Raw genomic sequence first — 20,757 nt, 5'->3', positions numbered from 1 at the left:
TTGCTGTCCAGATTTTCCATTGTGTTTACACAATGAACTCCTTTGAAAATCTGATATCTACTAGAAGCTTTATTGCCACAAAATGTTTAAACATGATTTTTGGACAATAAAAAAACTCCTAGCGTCTACAAAAGGACGAAGGAGTTTAGTTCGCGGTACCACCTTTAATTCCAGCAGGGCTAAGTCAAGCGCTCACGTATATTCTCATTTTATGTCTGACAGCGCTTATTGCTAGCCCTAGTCAACACACAATATGATTTATACTTGATTTGCTTATGCTTACTTCTACTGGCTCTTAATTCGATAACGGTGTTTAACCGGCTTTAACTACTGTTAGTTCACTAAAACTGCTCGAGGGCTACGTTCAATTATGCATAAATAGAAACTTTTCAGCTACCGTTTCCTCTCTAAAAATGTGCGAATAATTTACTCTTCCCTGTCATAGCATCTATATTCAACTTTCCACATTGTAACGCAAAATCGTGCACTTTTTCAAGTAATTTAGTTATTTTTGGCTAGCTGTAAGAAGTAAATAGAAAAGGAAGTGAATATTCATATGCGACGACGTAAATACAATCCCTGGTTTTTACCACCTTGGCTACGACAAATTCGTTTCTATTGTCGAACGATTATTATACCAATTTGTGCATTTCAGTTTGTGCGTGTCATCATCGTACCAACTTCTGGCGATTTAATCTTCTTATTACTACTGCTTCTTCTTTGCTATTTACTTTTAAATGATATCATTTGAAGCGCGAACTTTTAACGGCGTATAATTCTCAGTTAAATCCCAAATCATGGTTGGCACTTCATCCCAGGAGCTGGACTCACGCACAGCAGTGTGACTAGAAGATTCTCTTAGCACGATTTTTTGCTCAATAGGAGCAGCCTTCTCTACATGAACAGCCACCTCTACAGGAGCAACTGGTTCTTCTAATACTAAAGCTTTTTCTACTACAGGCTCTGGTTCACTAAAGATACTTGTAACTGTCCATTCCAACTGACACATTTGATTGGCAAGTGTTGGTCGTACGTCTTTCACCATCAAATCTTCAATAGCGGCATCTTTCGGTAAATCAACATGCAAAGGTACAGCATACTCAAAATATCCTGTATCTCCTTGAATATCAAGTGCATCAATTTTAACTAAATCTTCAACATCCTTAAAATTTTGCAAGTCTTGAAAATCGAAGCGAACATGTGAAGTAATATGATAAATACCGACTAAACGTACTGAATCATCTAGCTGCGTAGCTTGCCACTGTGGCTTAATCTGTACAGCTGCAATTTCTGTTGGGCAACCATACCCCGGAAAACAAAATGTCTCACGCATACTCCAAGTTTTCTGTTCGATAATAATCCCTCCCTTTGCATCATATGACTGTCGAGCAGGTTGTATGCTTTATAACGAGCTAGATATTGTTGTTTCACGCTACTTTTTCCTTCCGATATTGCTATTATCATGGCATTAATAAGGAAAGTTCTAAAAAGTCATGCAAACCATGACATCTTTCTATTGTGAAAAATCCGCTAGGCTTTCTGCAGGCAGACATTTGCAACAGAGAAGCCTATGCGGATATTAATATTAATATAAAAAAATAGCATACTAAGAAGAACTCCTAGCATACTATTTTCACTTTTGGAACAGCTACATTTATATTCTGTTCACAGTAAAATGTAACTATAACATCTAATTCAATATAAAGGGAAGGGAAAACTAGATTTCGATGCCTGTGGCATTAAACTATAAGCACATCCAAGGCGTTCAAAATCTCCAACGACCAGCGTTTTTTTAGACGTTAACCATTTTTATTTTATTTGCCACTCGATCCGTTAGCATTTGAGTTGCTTTCGGTACAATCGGTTTAAAGATTGGATTTAAAACAGGGCCTGCTAATCCGCCTGCTGTTACTTCTAAAAAGCCTGTCATTCTTGTATTTCCTGCGTCAATGCTTTCAGCAAGGAAATAGCCATTTCCTGAGAAGTTATCAGATAAACCTTTTAACTTAAACGTTACTTTAGAGGGTGCTGTCCATTCTAAAATAGTAATCTCTACTTCTACTGTTTTTTTAAGTACGCCTACATTCCCTTTAAATGTCCATGTAGAATTTTTATCATCTATCATCGTATGTGCACTATAACCTGGGACAAGCTTTGCCCATTTCTCCATATTGCTTACGAAATCCCATACATTTTCAATCTCTACGGGTACTTCTACCGTATGTGTGCCTGTTGCCATATAAAACCACTACTTTCTTTTCTGAATAGCTTTATTATAAATGATTTCGCCCACGATTTGGCTATGCTGAAAGTTATAATTTTGACAAAAAAAAGCCATCCAATATGGACGGCTCTTAGTATATATTATTTTGCTAGTTGCGCAAAGACTTTATGGAAGGCGTCAACCGTTTTTGTAATATGCTCTTCTGTATGCGCCGTAGAGATAAATAAGCCTTCAAATTGCGAAGGAGGTAAGAAAATACCTTCATCGGCCATTAATCGGAAATATTCTGCGAATAATTGTAAATCAGCTGTTTTTGCTGAGGCAAAGTCAATTACTTCTTCATTTGTAAAGAAGAAGCCAATCATTGAACCTGCACGATTTACTGTATGTGGAATATTGTATTTCGTCGCCGCAGCTCGGAAACCTGTCTCTAGTTGATCACCTAATTTTTTAAAGTGCTCATATGAGCTTGCATCAAGGCGAGATAGCGTTTCATAACCAGCCGTCATTGCTAATGGATTACCTGACAATGTCCCAGCTTGGTAAATAGGGCCTGCTGGGGCCACTTGCTCCATAATCTCTTTTTTACCAGCGAATGCTCCAACAGGAAGTCCTCCGCCAATTACTTTACCCAGAGTCGTCATATCTGGTATAACATCAAAATAACCTTGTGCACAGCCATAATCAACACGGAATCCAGTCATAACCTCATCAAAAATTAAAAGTGCACCATGCTCAGTTGTTAGCTCACGCAAACCTTGCAGGAAGCCTGGTAGTGGTGGCACAACACCCATATTACCTGCTACTGGCTCTACAATTACTGCGGCAAGTTCAGCACCAAATTTTTCAAAAATTTGTTGTGCACCGTCTAGATCATTGTACGCCACTGTTAATGTATTACGCGCAATGTCTGCTGGTACACCAGGGCTATCAGGTAAACCTAATGTCGCCACACCAGAACCTGCTTTAATAAGTAATGAGTCGCCATGGCCATGGTATGAGCCTTCAAATTTTAATATTTTATCGCGCCCAGTAACACCACGTGCTACACGTAGGGCAGACATCGTTGACTCTGTTCCTGATGACACAAAACGAATCATTTCCATACCAGGTAAACGATCCAATACTAATTTCGCTAGTCTATTTTCTGTATAGCTCGGCGCGCCAAAAGAAGAGCCTTTCGCTGCTGTTTCAGCAATCGCTTTTACAACTTCAGGGTGGGTATGCCCTAGAATTAGCGGGCCCCATGATAATACATAATCGATGTATTCATTGCCATCAATATCTTTAATAATCGCACCGTGACCAGACTCCATGAAAATTGGATCCATGTTTACTGATTTGAATGCTCGTACTGGGCTATTTACGCCACCTGGCATTAAATTTAGAGCTTCTGCATATGCTTGTTTTGATTTTTCATAAGAACGCGTCATTTTTTCTCCTCCAGCCAACGTGCTACATCTTTTGCATGGTACGTAATGATTAGATCAGAACCTGCACGCTTCATGCCTAGTAATGTTTCAAGCACTACTTTTTTTTCTTCAATCCAGCTATTAATAGCTGCGGCCTTAATCATTGCATATTCGCCTGAAACGTTATAAGCAACAATCGGTAATGTGAAGTTGTTTTTTACATCACGAATAATGTCTAAATAGCTAAGAGCTGGCTTAACAATTAAGAAATCCGCACCTTCTACAATGTCTGATTCCGCTTCACGGAATGCCTCCATACGGTTCGATGGATCCATTTGGTATGATTTACGATCTCCAAATTGGGGTGCTCCGTCAGCTGCATCACGGAATGGACCATAATAGCTTGAAGCATATTTTACTGCATAAGACATAATCGGCACATTTTCAAAACCCGCTTCGTCTAATCCGGCACGAATTGCTGTGACGAAACCATCCATCATATTGGATGGTGCAATAATATCTGCTCCCGCTTTAGCTTGAGATACTGCTGTGCGTGCTAAATAGTCTAGTGAAGAATCATTTAAAATTTGGTCGCCTTCAATTAAGCCACAGTGGCCATGATCGGTAAATTCACAAAGGCATGTATCCGCAATTACCAAAAGTTCTGGATGTTGTGCTTTAATAAGACGGGTAGCTTCTTGCACGATACCATGATCATGGAATGCGCCTGTTCCCACTGCATCCTTTTCTGCTGGTAAGCCAAATAAAATAACTGCTGGAATCCCTAAAGCCACAACTTCATCAATTTCAGCACCAAGGTTATCTAAAGAAAATTGGAAAACACCTGGCATAGAATGAACTTCTTTTTTAATATTTTCGCCTTCAATGACGAAAATCGGATAAATTAAGTCTTCTTTGTGTAAGTAAGTTTCTTTTACCATAGCTCGCATCGCTGCACTTGAGCGCAAACGACGATGTCTTTGAAATTGTAATTGTGTCATGTTCTTTCCTCTACTTTCATTATTTCCTCGATGACTGCTTGCATTGTATATACACTGGGCATTATATCCACAGTAGCACCATGATTTAAAATCGCTGCCTCTGTAATATGACCGATTGCTGCTACACGAGTTGCTTCCCAGCCTATTACTGATGCTACATCCATGGCATACACATCAACAGCAGACGGGCTAGCAAAAATCACTGTTACATCCTCGTGTGCACGAATACAGTTGATAATTACTTGTTTTTGGTCGTGACGTTCAATCGTTTCATAGACCGTCCATTCTTTTAGTTCAAACGGTAAGCCTTCCTTTAATGTCTTTTTCGCTTTTTCACCACGAATAAATAAACACGTTGGATTTTCTCCCGCTACACTTGGAAATTCTTTGACAAATACATCTGCACTAAACACGGAAGGCATAAAGCTGACATGAAAGCCTAGTTGTTCTAACGCTTCAGTTGTTTTCGTACCGATAGATGCAATTTTCCCTTGAAAATGCCTTGCGTTTAAATTAAATCGGTTCATTTTACTAGCGAAGGCATCTACTGCATTTTGACTCGTAAAAATTAGCCACTTAAATTGACGTGCAAATTCTAAATGCACATCATCATTTCTATCTATGAGTTCGCAGGTTTCAATCAATGGGGTAATAACTACTTGGCCACCTAAAGTTGTTATGTCATCAATAATTGCGGAAGTTTTAGATGTACCTGTCAAAATTATTTTTTTACCTTTTAAAGGTAAACTATTTTGCATCTTGCTCTGCCTTCACACGTTGAATTAAATCAAAGGCCCCTTGCTTCGTTAAAATATCAGCAAGTTCTTTTCCAATTATTTCTGGTTTTGAACCTACTACAGTTTCTTTATAAATCACCGAAGCATCAGGTGCAGCAACTAAACCTGTAAGTGTAATTTCTTCCCCATTTGTTTTTGCATACCCTGCGATAGGTACTTGACAGCCACCATCCATAGCCGCCAAAAAGGCACGTTCTGCATGTGCTTCTTGCCATGTTGCATTATCTGTTAATTTAGCTAGTTCCGTTAATAGCTCAGCATCATCTTCGCGGCATTCAATGCCTAACGATCCCTGCGCTACCGCTGGTAAACAATCTTCTACAGATAAGAATTCAGTGACAACATCATCGCTCCAACCAAGGCGTTTTAATCCTGCTGCTGCTAATATAATGGCATCATATTCTTCTGTTTCTAGTTTCGCTAAACGTGTATCCACATTGCCGCGAATCCATTTTATTTCTATATCTGGGCGCACTGTTAAGAGCTGAGCACTGCGACGAAGCGAACTAGTCCCAACAACAGACCCTGCTGGCAGATCGGCAAATTTTATATGTCCTTTTGAAATAAAAGCATCACGCGCATCTTCACGTGGTGGGATACAGCCAATCACTAGGCCCTCTGGCAATACTGCAGGCATATCCTTCATTGAATGCACCGCAAAGTCAATTTCTTTGTCATAAAGTGCTTGTTCTATCTCTTTTACGAAGAGCCCTTTGCCACCAACTTTAGAAAGTTGAACATCTAAAATTTGATCGCCTTTTGTGACAATTTCCTTTACCTCAAATTCAAATGGCACACCTGCTGCCTTTAATTCATTAATGAACCAATTCGTTTGTGTTAATGCGAGCTTACTTCTCCTAGAACCTACAATAATTTTTCTCACCAGTCTCCAACCTTTCTTCTAATACCATAAATGGAATCGAGATAAACTACTTCCTAAAAAGAAATTGGCGACAACTAATAAATACGCGTAAATATGCACCCACGCATAATTTGTACCTGTCAGCTTACCTTTACGATTCACATATAAAATACAGCAATACAAAACTAATATGATAAAGGACCCTATTATCTTCGCATCAAAAATAGATAAACTCTCTAAAGTTAATAGTGCCCATTCAAACCCTAAAATTAAACTTATAAATAACATTGGAATGCCCACATAAAATGAAACATTCATCCAATTGCTCGTTTGTTGCAATGATGGTAAACGCGTCCATAAATGTGACCATTTTTTTTGTTTCAGTAAACGATATAAAACTAAATACAATATCGCAAAAACAAATGTCAGCGTAAAAGCAGCGTACGATAATATCGCAAAGGAAATATGAATAAAGAGCATTTCTGAAATTAAAGTTTCGCCTACTGCTCCAGTCGGCCGTTTCGGCATAAATGTAAAAATACTAGCGAACACAAATCCTAGTATATTAATGATAAATACCGGCAAATCTACCCTCGCTATACAATGAAGAATAATTGACAACGTCACTAATAGCCATGAGTAGAACAGAACCCCTTCATATAAGGATAATATTGGAAATCTCTTCGTTTCCACAAACGTTAATAAAATAATGGCACTTTGAATTACCCATACAAATGACACTAGCCAAAACGCAATCCGCCTTGCTCGTACTTGTTTATAAAAGTAATCAGTAAAGTAAAATACAAGACTGATCGCATACAAGACGATCATCACTTCGTAGAGCCTTGTCATTGTCAAATCAGCCAATAGACATCCCTTCTTTATATCAAAAATTACTAAAGTGACTTCAATAGTACTTCAGCCTAGAAAACAAAGACGTTTTCGTATCCTTAGTTTACCATACAGATACGAAAACGCCTCATGTAATGCCAATAAAAAAAGGCGCTTTCGCGCCCGTTTGCACCTGCCGCTGACGCTTTCGGCACGGAAAAAGATTTACTATTGTCGCTTCGCTTTCGCGTAAAAAATTTGTTGCTACCGCTTCAATTTCGATACTCAAGCTGTTTTTTGAAATTAGAAAGAATAGTTTGTCTCAGCAGAAGTTTGCTGTAATCGTTCTTTACGCTCGATTTCTTGCTTACTCATTGCTTCAACTTCTGCCTCTACAGCATCCTCAATACCAAAAATTTGTTGGAATAAACGCAATTGTTCATTCGCTTTCGGTGAATTTGCCATTTCTTTAGCCTGTAAAATAGGCTCTTTTAACAATTGATTTATAATGGATTTTGTATGCTTACTTAAAATTTTACGTTCGCGATCCGTTAAATCTGGCATTTTATTTTCAATACTGCTCATTGTTTCTGCTTGAATATGATTTGCTTTTTTACGTAATGCAGAGATGACTGGCACGACACCAAGTGTTGCAAACCAATCTTTAAATTGCACAACTTCATGATTAATCATTTGTGTAATTTCAACTGCAGCACGTTCACGCTCTGCTAGGTTTGCCTCTACAATGCCTTGTAAATCATCTATATCATATAAGAAAACATTTGGTAGCTCTCCAACACGTGGATCGATATCGCGAGGAACCGCAATGTCTACCATAAATAAAGGTTTACCTTTACGTAAACGTTCAACAAATTGCATTAATTCATAGTCAATGACAAAATCTGTTGCACCAGTAGACGTTATTAGAATATCTGCCTCCAATAATGAACACTGTAATTCCTTCATTGATTTTGCTTCACCATGGAACTTTGCAGCTAAACTTTCTGCTTTTTCAAATGTACGGTTAATGACTGTCACTTTTCCTACGCCACTACCATATAAGTTCTCAATAGCAAGTTCACCCATTTTACCTGCACCTAAAATTGCCACATGTTTGCGCTGTAAAGAACCGAAGATTTTCTTGGCTAATTCTACAGCTGCATAAGAAACTGACACCGCATTTTCACCAATGGCTGTTTCGTTATGTGCACGCTTCGCAAATGTGACTGCTTGTTTAAATAACTGATTGTAAACCGTACCTGTCGTCCCAATCTCTTGTCCATTCAAGAAGCTTTTCTTTACTTGTCCTAAAATTTGCGTTTCACCAAGAACCATTGAATCAATTCCAGCTGTTACCTTAAATAAATGTTCTAATGCCTCATCTTCTTCACGAATTGTTAAATACGAAGAAAATGTCTCCACAGGCAAGTCGAACCATTTAGCTAAAAATTGTTTCACAAAATGACGCCCTGTATGCAATTGGTCTACCACTGCATAAATTTCTGTGCGGTTACATGTCGAAACAATGACGTTTTCTAATATACTTTTTTGTTTTTGTAGCGCTTCCATTGCTTGTGGTAGTTCACTTTCTATGAAAGATAACTTCTCACGAATCTCAACTGGCGCTGATTTATAATTCAGGCCTACTACGATGGTATGCATGAATAACACCTCACACGTTCTAATTCACAAATCTCATTATAGCACAGTTCGACAAGAGTTCATCTAAAATTTGTGAACATGTCATGAAGAACTATAATTCAACTTTCTACATTAGAATTATTATAAACTAAGTGTAACAAATTATACGTATTGTTTCAAATTAAAAATCTGCTGCTAGAATCTAAGAGCAGTCAGACTGAAGACAGACTCCAAAATTCGTGTTAGTTTACAGTCATATTTCTTTTCAAATAGAAGTATTTATATGAACCCGTTGATTTCCGTTACACGGACACTTTTCGCAAGCCTTGCTTCAGCCTCCTTGTCGCTATGCTCCTGCGTAGCCTTTTGCTTATGCTATGCTTCACAGGGAAATTTGCTCTGTAACGACGAATTGTTCATGCAAGTAATGCTTACTTTTGCTGCGATTTATTTAAAAAAACTTGCTAACTGAACATGGCAAAGTCCAATGATGGCATAATGGATGAAATTAGCACTCTACTCACTTTAAGCATGGCTGACTTCGTGCCATTTTAAACGACATGGAAAAAGGCACTCAGAATATGATGATCATTCTGAATGCCTTTTGTCGTCAAGTTGATTGCTTCTATCATCTAGGAGCAGTTTACCTCTTAATTGCTAATTGTAACAGTTTTCAGAGCTAGCAAATTACCTTCGTTATCATAGGCTAAAAACTCTATTTCGCCATTTACTTTGAAGTCCTGCATTGTCTGTACTGTCTTCGTTAACATATAAACGCTATCGCTACGCTTCGTCAGCTCAAATTTAACGTCTCCACTAACAGAAGAGTAACGTACACTGACACTTGCTACACCAGGACAATTGCCATCAATTCTTGCATTCATCGTAATATACCCTTTGCGCAGAGATACTGTTGACTCTTCAAATAAATCTTCAGGATTAATGCAACTTGAAGGTGTTGTTTTACATAAAATTGCATCAATTAGTTTTTGATACACTTGGTGTAATTGTAGATTATCAATTGCATGATAATATGCACCACCTGTTTCTGACGCTAATTGTGTTAGTATTGCCTCATTGATTTGAGTTTTCTTACCCATACTAACTGTGTAAATTTTAACGCCTTTCTTTTTCGCATCATTCAGTACTTTAGTCATTTTTGCTTTACTTGTTTTACCGTCTGAAACAACAACAATAGACTTGGAAGTTTTTGTATCATTCGAGAACTTTGAAAGTGCTATCTCAATACCAGCAAAAATATCCGTTGCCCCTTTGTCTTTCGAAGTGCGATAAAGGTCTTTCTTTAAGACATTTTCAATAGTACCTTCTCCTAATACATTCGCACTCGTATTTGTTTCAATGACGATATTATTTTTGGCCTTAATTTGATCGATTAATTCAATAGTTTTCTTACCACGATAATTTGTTTTATCTATACGTTTCATAGAAGACGAATAATCGACTACATAGGCAACTTCAGTTGCTAACGAGCATGCATTTTTACTAAAGTAAGGATTTGTGAAAATTTCTTTTGTAATCATTTTATCTATTAAGTTCTTTAAAATAGTTGCATATCGTGGATCTACTTTATTGACTAGCTTAGCTTCTATTTTGGATTTCCCATAAATAATGGAGTCAAAATACGCTACAGCAGTTCCCGGACTACCAGTATTATCTACAGAATTTGACGTATTTGTGATAAAGGACGCTGTTTTTTCAACACCATCAAATTTGATTTTAACTGTTCCCTGATAGTCCGTAATAATTTCGCCACCTGGACTTACAAGTGTTACCATAACTTTCGTATAACGGGCTTTACCAGATGGTCTCGACGCTTCTTCTTCACTTTCCTTTAATGCATCCACGCGCTTTTTATAGGCCTCTACTTGTCCAAGTAATTTACCACCTTGATATTTCAATAATACTGTACGGTCATAGTTACTTAAACTTGTTAAAATCGCATAAATTTTCATCACACTATCATAGTGTTCGAGAGTTAGTTGTTTTTCCTCTGGCATATAGCTCATCAGCTGTATGATAGAGCCAACAGGATTGATGTTTTCTACTTGCGATGCTATATCATCATCAATTCCCTGAATTCGATAAATTGGACGACCATCTTCTGAAATCATATACATAATCTCGATTGTATTATCTTTATTTACAGAATTGTCCAGTCTCTTCTGAATGATTGTTTCAAAGAGCCAAACCGAAATATTATAGTTTTCAAATTGCAAAATTGCATTTTCATAGCCCAATGCAGGATATTTTGTATCACTACCACCGTATTGTAAATACATATTCTGCACATTTCCTAACGGCGTTGTCACATTTGTTTGCTGTCCGATACTAAATAATTTATCTTCTGGGTCAATCCAATGGACATTAACAATGTTTTCTGTAAAGAATTCAGGTAATTTTTCGTATGGTACATATGGTGGTGTTACATTTCCATCACCATCATCTAAGTTAGCTGGATCATATACTTCTAAATCGATACGCATCTCAGGTTGAGGTGCATAACGAACTTGTGCATTTAATTTTTCTCCTACAAGACATTTCATACTCGGATCAGTATTGTTAATCAGTTCAAAAGAAATTGTATCACGCACAGATTTAGTTAGTTTAGGAGCTACTACAATCGCTGATACCGTAGAGCCATCTGATTGTACGTTTCGTACAGCATCACCGGCCGTGTCAACAATCTTCGCACCATACGATGATGTCACTCGGAATGTATAGGATTTATCGTCCGCAATTGGATCTCCATTACATGCCTTTAACGATACCGTAATAAGTGTTGTATCTTGATCATTGGCAATTAAATCCGGATTGTCAACATCAATACTTTGTAATGCATTATTGACATATTCTGGCCCCGTAAAATCATTGTTATTATCCTTTGGTTCCTCAAATTCTGAACTATTTGAACCCATAAAACCTGCAGGCAAAGTAATTTTGTCATTATCACGGCCTGTTGCTGTACGCTTTAACCCTTGTACCGCAAATGAACCGTTTTGTACACTGCGATATAAAAATTCTGCTACATCACTACGTGTAAGTTTCGTAGACGGATTAAAATCAGCAAATGTTTTTTTACCCGTGTTACCTGTAGAAATATCATTCGTATACAAATATTGGACTGCTTGAGGCTCGTCTAAATCTAAACCTTTAAACGCCGCATATATGCGAGCAAAATGTCCACGGGTAATCGTTTTTGAACGATTTGTCGCGACATAAGTACCTTCAAGCGGTAAATAAAATTCACTATAAAAATTATAAGCAACACTTTCGTTATATGTTAATGCATAGTTTTTATCGAGCTTTGCAAACATTGTCACAAGATCTCGTTCTGCTACTTGTTCATTCGGTAAAAAGTTATTTGCAGCATTCAATGATAGTAATTCATTATCGACTGCCCAAGAAATTGCTTTGTACTTACTATTATTCGTCGGAACATCCTGAATTGTTGTAGCAGCTAGGGTAGTTGGCGTCACTGTCATTAAGACGAGTACGAAACAAGCAAGCAATAGCAATGCTTTTTTAGCATATGTCATTCATTTCAGCCCTTTCTTTAGTTAAAGAACAATACATCGTCTCGATAGTTTTGTTTTAAGTCATTTTCTAAATAATTCAAGAAACGATCAAGCATAACAGATGCTTGCGCACGTGTTAACGGTTGATTTGGATTAAACTTACCTGTTACAGGATCACCTGTCATTAAACCTAATTCATTGACGATATATATTCCGTCACGTGAATAGTCTGGAATTTGCGCATCATCAACAAATTTCGTAATATAACCTGGGTCTGGAGCTTTGTTTTCCAGCCCTAATGCACGTACGAATATTGCGGCAGCCTGTGCACGTGTTAATGCGTTGTCTGGCTTGAAATAATCTGATGTTACACCTTTAATAATGCCTTTATTTACGGCTGATTCAATGTATGGGTAATCTTTTACTGTTCGTTTCACATCTTTAAAAACACTTGTTGTTGTCGTTTTCTTGGATTTCTTTTCTTCCATTACACGTAAATCAACAGCCTTACCAATTGCAACCGTAAAGTCAATACGTTTCATTGGTGTATTTGGTGAGAAGAAATTACTTGCATCTGTATAAATACCTAAAGAATATAATTTATCGATTGCGTCTTTCGCATAATGATTCGTTAAATCACGAAATTTAGGAATGATTAAACGTTCAATTGTTGGCATAAATTCTGTATCCAGGTCAACTGTCCCTTTTGCACCAGATGCTAAGTCATACGTGTATTCGGATATAACATCCTTTTCACTTACAACTGCATAACCTCCGTCAAAACTTGCTAGACTAGCTGGATTTTCCTCATAATTTATGACACGAGATTTGCTTGTAGATAAACGATTTTTAACATGACTTGTCGTACCATTGCTATAAGAATAAATAGATTCTGTAATTTGTGTTTCTGTTGCACCCCAGAAGTTTTCATAGCCGACGTGACGACTATCAGTATCCACTGTTACCGTATTTTTTTTGGCATTTCTTCCACTTCCGGTTTGATATGCGTAAGTTTTTCTTGAAATTACATTCCCTGAAAAATAATCAGAGGCTGCACGATTATCTGTCACTGTTCCTTGGGAGAATTGGAAGTCTACCAATGTATAAGTTATATTACCTACAACTATTTTCTCAGAGTATTTTTTTACAATGCCATTCGATGTCTTTTGGCCAATCGTTGCATAATCTACAACATCTGATTCGTAAGCAATATTTCGAGTCAGTGTAGCACCCGTGCTTGCTGTTAATTTTAAGCTATACGTTTCTGTTAATTTTCCTTTTGTTTCTTTTTGGGTAATTTTGATGTCTTTACTAGTACCTTTAAATACGATAGGTGTTCCTGTAATGAACACAGCTTCTTCATATGTATATTCATTTTTTACAGCACCCGTCGTTTCTGCTGATGCAGCAGAAACATCTACTGAGATATTCGCCACAATAACGAATACTACAAGAAATGCTAACACTATCTTCGATATATGATTTCGCATTCGTTTTTTGTCCCTCTTTTCTAAAATGCCTAGATGTGGCTTTTCTTATAAGTCTAGTACATACATAAAAGACAAGAACCTGCTCACATGCTGCGGGGTAAGTTGCAATCCACTACAGCCGCTTCTTGCTTGGCTTACTTTCCCTCAGGAGTTGCGCAGATTCTTTGTCTTTTCTAAATCATTTACGAGAGATTAAATTACGGCTTCTAAATTTACCTATAAAGCAACTCTCTAACTTTATTAATCAACTAAAATGAAATGCGCTTTGACAAATCGATCAGATAATACAACTAAACGATCGGAAGGTTTTAAATCCGAAGGTTGAATGACTTTACCTGCTTTGATTAGTGTAGCTTGGTCTATATTCATATCAATCATTTCACCAGCCTCATACCAACGACCATTCTGCCATTGACTAACACTCTTCACATTGATAACGGCTGGATAAGTTGATTTAACCGATTGCAGCTTACCTGCAAGCATTAACGGTGCCACCGGTTTTGCATTGTCTAAAATATGAAGAGCTTGAACATGGCCATCTTTTACATAGAAGTAACCATAATCCCCTTCAGATAAATAAAGCTCAATATCCGGCATAACAGTGTATGTTTTATTACCATCATCAACCTTTGCCTTTGTCGTATTGCTAACTGACAGTACTACTTTATCTGTATCCTTAAAGACATTCGACTCAATTTTTATTGCATCATCAATTTCGATTAAATAGCCATCTGCTTGAGATAATCGACCATAGTATAAATCGTGCGTTGCTAAGTTTGGTGACATAAAGCTATCACTTGTCACTTGTACAACCTGTGCATAGTGGTCGCGAGCAGCACCGTCGGAAATAACAAACGCAGTCCCGTAAGCTAATAATCCTGTTGGTTCGATTAAACGATTATTACGAATCAAAATTGTTCCGTCATGGAAGTACATTGTGCCGGCTGTTTTTAGCTTTAAGAATTGATAGTTTGTATCAACAGCAAGCATCGGTTCATAGTAAGTGCGTTCATTGTTTTTTAACAGCACAATTTTTTCTATAACTTCTTTGCCAAACTGCTTAACAGTTGCATAATACGCTTCACTGCCAATGTAGTTTTTCAATTGACCTTTTTCAATTTTAGTATTACCTACGTAAATCGGTACTTTTGAAGTAAAATTCATCGTTGTTAAAGCAGTTGTTGTCTGTGCCCCAAATTGCCAGTTCACAAAGGCATGCTGATTTTTTACAGTCAGTTTATTTGCGTTAGCATTAACTGCCTGTATTTCGCCTTTATAAAGATTTTCTACTAAAGTACCAGACTCACTAATATTTACTTTTGTTACGATTGAGGTACTTGTGTTTTTAAGACTCAGCTTTACTCGATCGCCTACATACATTGCACTAATATCAACAGACGATGAGTTTTTTTGATAGCTTGTATCCTTGTTAATATAGTACGTTGTTTCTTGGCCAATGTCTGGCTTCACCATTATGAACATGCCATTAGGATCAATGCTTGTTACTACTCCAGCAATAGTTGTAGCATTTTGTACAACTGTTGTCGTTTCTTCTGAAGTATTGGAAGTACCTCGAAGCTCCACGACATTACGAAGTGAGACTTCTGCTTCTACTTTCATGCCCATCTTAAAGCCCTCAATAGAAGTTTCCGTGTTATTAATATACAGGCGAGTATTATTATTAATGTTGTACGTTACTGTTCTACCGTTCGCATTTTGCAACGTAATTTTACTTAGTGCCTTTTCTATTTCTCCGTTGGTATTCGCATATTCAGAATATGTCACATCCACGAAGGTCCCTGTTACTAACTGTGCAGCTTGTGCAGTTTGTCCTGATGGAAGCCCAAGAGCAAGTAGTAACAAAATCATAAATATGTATGGAATCTTCTTCAACAATTCCCGCCTCCTTAAAAATTTGTTATTTATGAATAGTATATCGTATTATTGGTAGTTTTTCTTATTGAAAAAGTTTCATTTTAACACTATTCTATTTAATTTCGAAATTACTATTAGACATAAAGACAGAGGTAGCTTCCAAATTCAAGCTACCTCGCCATTATCATACTTGAATGTCAATTGTATGTCCGGCTGTTGGATGTGGAGCATCTAACATTTCTACTAACTGCTCGGTATTTTGTTGTTGCATATCCATTGCTTGTTTTGTCACTGCTAAAGATACGTTTTGCATTAGACTTGCTTGATTCATTGCGATAGATAAAGCTGCAATATCCATTTAGTCCACCTCCTATCTAATTTATCGGATAAAGTTTTCGTTCATCAAGTCATTTCCCCGTATTTCTACCAATTTTCATACTGCATCACAAATAAAAGGACTTGTCTCTAGTGCAAAGAAATTAACGCTACATTTGCATATGTAAAATCTGCAAATCTTTGTTAAAGCAATCGTTAATACGAAGACAAATAAAAAACATCTACTGTCCTAAACCTTAGACGCAATAGATGTTTTTTTATTACATTTTTTTTTCGATAAGATGCCAAGCTTCTTCAAATCCGATTCCTTTTTCAGAAGAGAACACAACTAAAGGATCATTTCTATCCATATCGAGGGTTTCCTTGACAACTTTCTTATGTTTATCCCATTTACCTTTTGGAATTTTATCTGCCTTCGTAGCAATCACAATACACGGGATATTGTAATGCTTCAAGAAATCATACATCATACAATCATCAGCAGTTGGCGGATGACGTAAATCAACAATTTGAACAACTGCTTTTAATTCCTCACGCCCAGTAATATAGCGCTCAATCATTTTCCCCCATGCTTCACGCTCAGTTTTGGATACTTTCGCATAGCCATAGCCTGGAACATCGACGAAAAAGAGTTGCTCCTCGATTTTATAAAAGTTTAGCGTTTGTGTTTTCCCCGGTTTAGAAGAGATACGTGCTAATGCTTTACGACCAATCATGCGATTGATAAATGATGATTTCCCAACATTGGAACGACCTGCTAATGCAAATTCTGGCAGTCCATCTTCTGGATATTGGTCTGGTCTTACTGCACTTATGACCATTTCGACGTTATGGACTTTCATTTCTTTAAAAACCTCCGTCCAGTGCATATGCTAATACTTCATCAGCAGACGACACTAGTTTAAATGTAAGTTGCTCACGCACACTTTCAGGAATATCTTCAATATCCCGCTCATTATCTTGCGGGCAGATAATTGTCGTTAGTCCTGCTCGATGGGCACTGAGCGTTTTTTCTTTCAAGCCACCGATTGGTAGCACACGACCACGCAGCGTAATTTCACCAGTCATACCAACTTCACGACGAATTGGGCGGTGTAAAATCGCAGAGACAATCGCTGTAGCCATTGTAATGCCAGCAGAAGGTCCATCTTTTGGCACTGCGCCTTCAGGTACGTGAATATGAATATCATGCGTTTCAAAATATTCTGCATCCACTCCAAGATCCTCCATTTTCGTACGTACATAGGATAGGGCTGTTTGCGCTGATTCCTTCATGACATCTCCAAGCTTCCCTGTCAGCTGTATTTTGCCCTTGCCAGGAGTTAATGAAACCTCAATTTGTAGCGTATCCCCACCAACAGTAGTATACGCAAGTCCAGTTGCCACTCCGACCTGGTTTTCTTTCTCAGCTTGTCCATAACGGAAACGATGCTTTCCAAGTAAATCCTCTAAGGATTTTGAACTTACCGTCACACGTTTTTTTTCGCCAGAAACAATAATTTTTGCGATTTTACGGCAAAGTGTCGCAATTTGACGTTCCAAACCACGAACCCCTGCTTCACGTGTATAATAACGAATAATATCTAGCACAGCCTCATCTTTTAGAACAACTTGTGTTTTCTTCAGACCATGTTCTTTTAATTGTTTAGGAATTAAATGATTTTTTGTGATTTGTGCTTTTTCAATTTCTGTATAGCCTGCAATCGAAATGATTTCCATACGATCTAGTAATGGTGCAGGAATTGTGCTCAAATCATTGGCCGTTGCAATAAATAACACGTTCGATAAATCATAAGGTTCTTCGATGTAGTGATCGCTAAATGTATTATTTTGTGCAGGGTCTAGAACTTCCAACATTGCGGCTGCAGGATCTCCTCTGAAATCATTAGACATTTTATCAATTTCATCCAATAAGAAAACCGGATTAATAGTACCAGCTTTTTTCATGCCTTGAATAATACGGCCTGGCATGGCACCTACATAAGTGCGTCGATGCCCACGAATTTCTGATTCATCACGAACGCCACCTAATGAAATTCGAATAAATTTACGATCTAGGCTCTCGGCAATTGAACGTGCTAAAGAGGTTTTACCAACACCAGGAGGTCCAGCTAAACATAAAATTGGTCCGCGTAATGAGTTTCTTAACTGTCGAACCGCCAAATATTCAAGTACACGTTCTTTTACTTTTTCTAAACCATCGTGATCTCGATTTAAAATTTCTTCAGCATGAGCAATATTCATGCGGTCCTCAGTTGCCTTTGTCCACGGTAACGAAACTACCCAATCAATGTAATTACGAATAACGCCACTTTCAGCACTTGCTCCCGGAAGTTTTTCATAACGATCGAGTTCTTTAAGTACTACTTCTTTTGTCGATTCTGGCATACCAGTTTCATCAATACGTTTGCGTAATTCTGCAACCTCGCCTGTTTTTCCTTCGCGATCCCCAAGCTCTGTTTGAATAGCTTTCATTTGTTCACGTAGGTAATATTCTTTTTGCGTTCGCTCCATAGATTGCTTCACTTTTGTATTAATTTTCTTTTCTAAATCCAGCACTTCTTGTTCATCATGCAGGCGTATTATTAAATGATCTAAACGCTTTTTTACGGTTAGCATTTCTAATACTTCCTGTTTATCTGCAATTTTAAATGGCAAATGTGACGCAATAATGTCTGCTAAACGGCCTGGCTCTTCAATATCAGTAACTGTATTAATTGTTTCTGTCGTAATTTTATTGGAGGATTTCGCGTATCTTTCGAAATACGTTAACAACGTACGCATTAAAGCCTGTGTTTCAACATCTTTATCAGCAGTTTCTTCCTTGACATCGATATCAACAACAGTATATTTTTCTAACGCTTGGTAGTTCGACCATGTTGCGCGTGCTACACCTTCCACTAAAATACGGAGTGTTCCATTCGGTAATTTTAGCATTTGCTTTACATATGCCATCGTACCAACTGCATATAAATCTTGTTCTTCCGGCTGTTCATCATGCATTTCTTTTTGTGTTACCAATAAAATCAATTGGTCCTCTAACATCGCTTGTTCCAGCGCTGCTACAGAACGATTTCTACCCACATCAATATGTAACACCATTGAGGGGTATACTAAAAGTCCACGTAAAGGCAATAATGGTACATTTGTTGTTTTTTGTATTGTCACCATGCGGGTATTCACCTCCGTCAAAATTTTGTTTACAATCCCGCGCTACTAGTATGTGTCTAAATAATGGATTCACACTATCTAATCAAACGAGCCAAAAATTTCATCTATTTACAGTTGGCTTTATGTATGAATAAAAAGCTGACTGTCGATATGTGCGAATATTGCACAATCGAAGTCAGCTAAGTTACTCTTTATCCCATAACAATAGACAGCCAAGTCTGTTCATTATGCTGAAGTTTTTGTGTCGCTACCTTCATCGAGTTCAGTGCCATCTTCAAGAAGCAATTTCGGTTTTTCTTTATCCGTAATTGTTTTTGCTGTAATGATACATTTTTTCACGTCATCACGTGATGGTAGTTCGTACATTACTTCTAGCATTGTTGACTCAATAATTGAACGAAGACCACGTGCACCTGTTTTACGTTCTATTGCTTCTTTGGCAATTTCTGAAAGGGCACCTTCATCAAACTCAAGCTCAACACCATCTAGCTCAAGCATTTTTTGATATTGCTTCGCTAGCGCATTTTTTGGCTCGGTTAAAATTTGCACAAGCGCAGACTCGTTTAATTGTTCAAGACTCGCAAGTACTGGCAAACGACCAATGAATTCCGGAATAAGACCAAATTTCAGTAAATCCTCTGGAATCAGCTTCGACATTAGTGAACCTTCATCCACTTCTACTTTATTTGGATCTGAACCGAAGCCAATTATTTTCTCACCTTGACGGCGCTTGATAATAGATTCAATACCATCAAATGCTCCACCTACGATGAATAAAATATTTGTTGTATCAATCTGTAAAAATTCTTGGTGTGGATGCTTACGTCCGCCTTGTGGTGGCACACTTGCAACAGTTCCTTCTAAAATTTTCAGAAGTGCTTGTTGAACACCTTCACCAGAAACGTCACGGGTAATTGATGGGTTTTCTGATTTACGAGCAACTTTATCGATTTCATCGATATAAATAATGCCTTTTTCTGCACGTTCAATATCATAGTCTGCAGATTGGATTAATTTTAATAAAATATTTTCTACGTCCTCACCTACATAACCAGCTTCTGTTAGAGAAGTAGCATCCGCAATTGCGAAAGGAACGTTTAATATACGCGCTAATGTTTGAGCTAACAATGTTTTACCGCTACCAGTTGGGCCGATTAACACAATGTTCGATTTTGCTAATTCTACATCATCAATTTTACTATTTGTATTGATACGTTTGTAGTGATTATAAACCGCAACCGCTAAGGCTTTTTTAGCACGCTCTTGTCCAATTACATACTCATTTAAAATCGATAAGATTTCTTTTGGTTTTGGAATATCTTGGAATTCAATCTCTTCCTCAACACCTAGTTCCTCTACAACGATTTCTGAACAAAGCTCGATACATTCATCACAAATATAAACTCCAGGCCCTGCAACTAGTTTACGCACCTGTTCTTGTGGCTTTCCACAAAATGAGCATTTTAAATTGCCTTTTTCATCATTAAATTTGAACAATATGTTTCACCCCTATTCAAGCAACAATCTTACAAGATTATTGAATCATTATCAAATAAATTGACTGCATCAATTACGCTTCTG

The 20,757-nt window shown here is 37.5% G+C and carries 16 protein-coding genes and 1 other annotated feature; of the genes, 1 reads left to right on the top strand and 15 read right to left on the bottom strand.

The features are described from left to right. Positions 1-128: 128 nt before the first annotated feature. Positions 129-452 (bottom strand) — a binding site (T-box leader). Positions 453-556: 104 nt separating this feature from the next. Beyond that, positions 557-751 (top strand): YszA family small membrane protein, encoded by a 195-nt coding sequence (locus tag C9J35_RS04130; protein ID WP_054768077.1) that lies wholly within the window; start codon positions 557-559, stop codon positions 749-751. Here C9J35_RS04130 and C9J35_RS04125 read toward each other — a convergent pair. The 15 genes from C9J35_RS04125 to clpX form a co-directional block, all read right to left on the bottom strand. Next, entirely contained in the window at positions 734-1,333 is a 600-nt protein-coding gene (locus C9J35_RS04125) for a valyl-tRNA synthetase (protein WP_193767119.1), read from the bottom strand. The two genes, C9J35_RS04130 and C9J35_RS04125, sit on opposite strands and share 18 nt — an antisense overlap. Before the next feature lie 459 nt (positions 1,334-1,792). After that, a complete protein-coding gene (locus tag C9J35_RS04120) occupies positions 1,793-2,239 on the bottom strand; it encodes an SRPBCC family protein (protein ID WP_107923520.1) in 447 nt (148 codons plus the stop codon). A 125-nt stretch (positions 2,240-2,364) separates the two neighbouring features. Next, positions 2,365-3,657 (bottom strand): glutamate-1-semialdehyde 2,1-aminomutase, encoded by a 1,293-nt coding sequence (hemL, locus tag C9J35_RS04115; RefSeq protein ID WP_107923519.1) that lies wholly within the window; start codon positions 3,655-3,657, stop codon positions 2,365-2,367. Further along, a complete protein-coding gene (gene hemB, locus C9J35_RS04110) occupies positions 3,654-4,637 on the bottom strand; it encodes a porphobilinogen synthase (protein ID WP_107923518.1) in 984 nt (327 codons plus the stop codon). The genes hemL and hemB overlap by 4 nt, the downstream gene beginning before the upstream one ends. Continuing rightward, on the bottom strand, positions 4,634-5,395 hold the full coding sequence (locus C9J35_RS04105; protein ID WP_107923517.1) for a uroporphyrinogen-III synthase: 762 nt from the start codon (positions 5,393-5,395) through the stop codon (positions 4,634-4,636). The genes hemB and C9J35_RS04105 overlap by 4 nt, the downstream gene beginning before the upstream one ends. After that, positions 5,385-6,317: a hydroxymethylbilane synthase gene (gene hemC / locus C9J35_RS04100; RefSeq protein ID WP_054768076.1), complete on the bottom strand. Its 933-nt coding sequence runs from the start codon at positions 6,315-6,317 to the stop codon at positions 5,385-5,387. The genes C9J35_RS04105 and hemC overlap by 11 nt, the downstream gene beginning before the upstream one ends. A gap of 18 nt (positions 6,318-6,335) precedes the next feature. Then, positions 6,336-7,163 (bottom strand): cytochrome C assembly family protein, encoded by an 828-nt coding sequence (locus C9J35_RS04095; protein WP_054768075.1) that lies wholly within the window; start codon positions 7,161-7,163, stop codon positions 6,336-6,338. Positions 7,164-7,430: 267 nt separating this feature from the next. Further along, a complete protein-coding gene (hemA, locus tag C9J35_RS04090) occupies positions 7,431-8,789 on the bottom strand; it encodes a glutamyl-tRNA reductase (RefSeq protein ID WP_107923516.1) in 1,359 nt (452 codons plus the stop codon). 629 nt (positions 8,790-9,418) lie between these two features. Next, the gene (locus C9J35_RS04085; protein ID WP_107923515.1) at positions 9,419-12,325 is read right to left on the bottom strand and encodes a vWA domain-containing protein; all 2,907 of its coding nucleotides are present in this window, start codon (positions 12,323-12,325) and stop codon (positions 9,419-9,421) included. Between the two features lie 17 nt (positions 12,326-12,342). Then, the gene (locus C9J35_RS04080) at positions 12,343-13,794 is read right to left on the bottom strand and encodes an S-layer homology domain-containing protein (protein ID WP_107923514.1); all 1,452 of its coding nucleotides are present in this window, start codon (positions 13,792-13,794) and stop codon (positions 12,343-12,345) included. A 240-nt stretch (positions 13,795-14,034) separates the two neighbouring features. Next, the gene (locus tag C9J35_RS04075; protein WP_235616190.1) at positions 14,035-15,690 is read right to left on the bottom strand and encodes a hypothetical protein; all 1,656 of its coding nucleotides are present in this window, start codon (positions 15,688-15,690) and stop codon (positions 14,035-14,037) included. A 163-nt stretch (positions 15,691-15,853) separates the two neighbouring features. Continuing rightward, complete coding sequence (locus C9J35_RS04070; protein ID WP_080647677.1) at positions 15,854-16,027, bottom strand: YjfB family protein; 174 nt, start codon at positions 16,025-16,027, stop codon at positions 15,854-15,856. 238 nt (positions 16,028-16,265) lie between these two features. Further along, positions 16,266-16,847: a ribosome biogenesis GTP-binding protein YihA/YsxC gene (yihA, locus tag C9J35_RS04065; RefSeq protein WP_054768074.1), complete on the bottom strand. Its 582-nt coding sequence runs from the start codon at positions 16,845-16,847 to the stop codon at positions 16,266-16,268. A gap of 4 nt (positions 16,848-16,851) precedes the next feature. After that, positions 16,852-19,176: an endopeptidase La gene (gene lon, locus C9J35_RS04060; RefSeq protein WP_107923512.1), complete on the bottom strand. Its 2,325-nt coding sequence runs from the start codon at positions 19,174-19,176 to the stop codon at positions 16,852-16,854. Between the two features lie 225 nt (positions 19,177-19,401). After that, a complete protein-coding gene (gene clpX / locus C9J35_RS04055; protein ID WP_107923511.1) occupies positions 19,402-20,673 on the bottom strand; it encodes an ATP-dependent protease ATP-binding subunit ClpX in 1,272 nt (423 codons plus the stop codon). Positions 20,674-20,757 lie beyond the last annotated feature (84 nt).

The organism is Lysinibacillus parviboronicapiens, assembly GCF_003049575.1.
Lineage (GTDB): Bacteria > Bacillota > Bacilli > Bacillales_A > Planococcaceae > Lysinibacillus > Lysinibacillus parviboronicapiens.
This window is presented reverse-complemented; position numbering and strand designations above follow the sequence as displayed.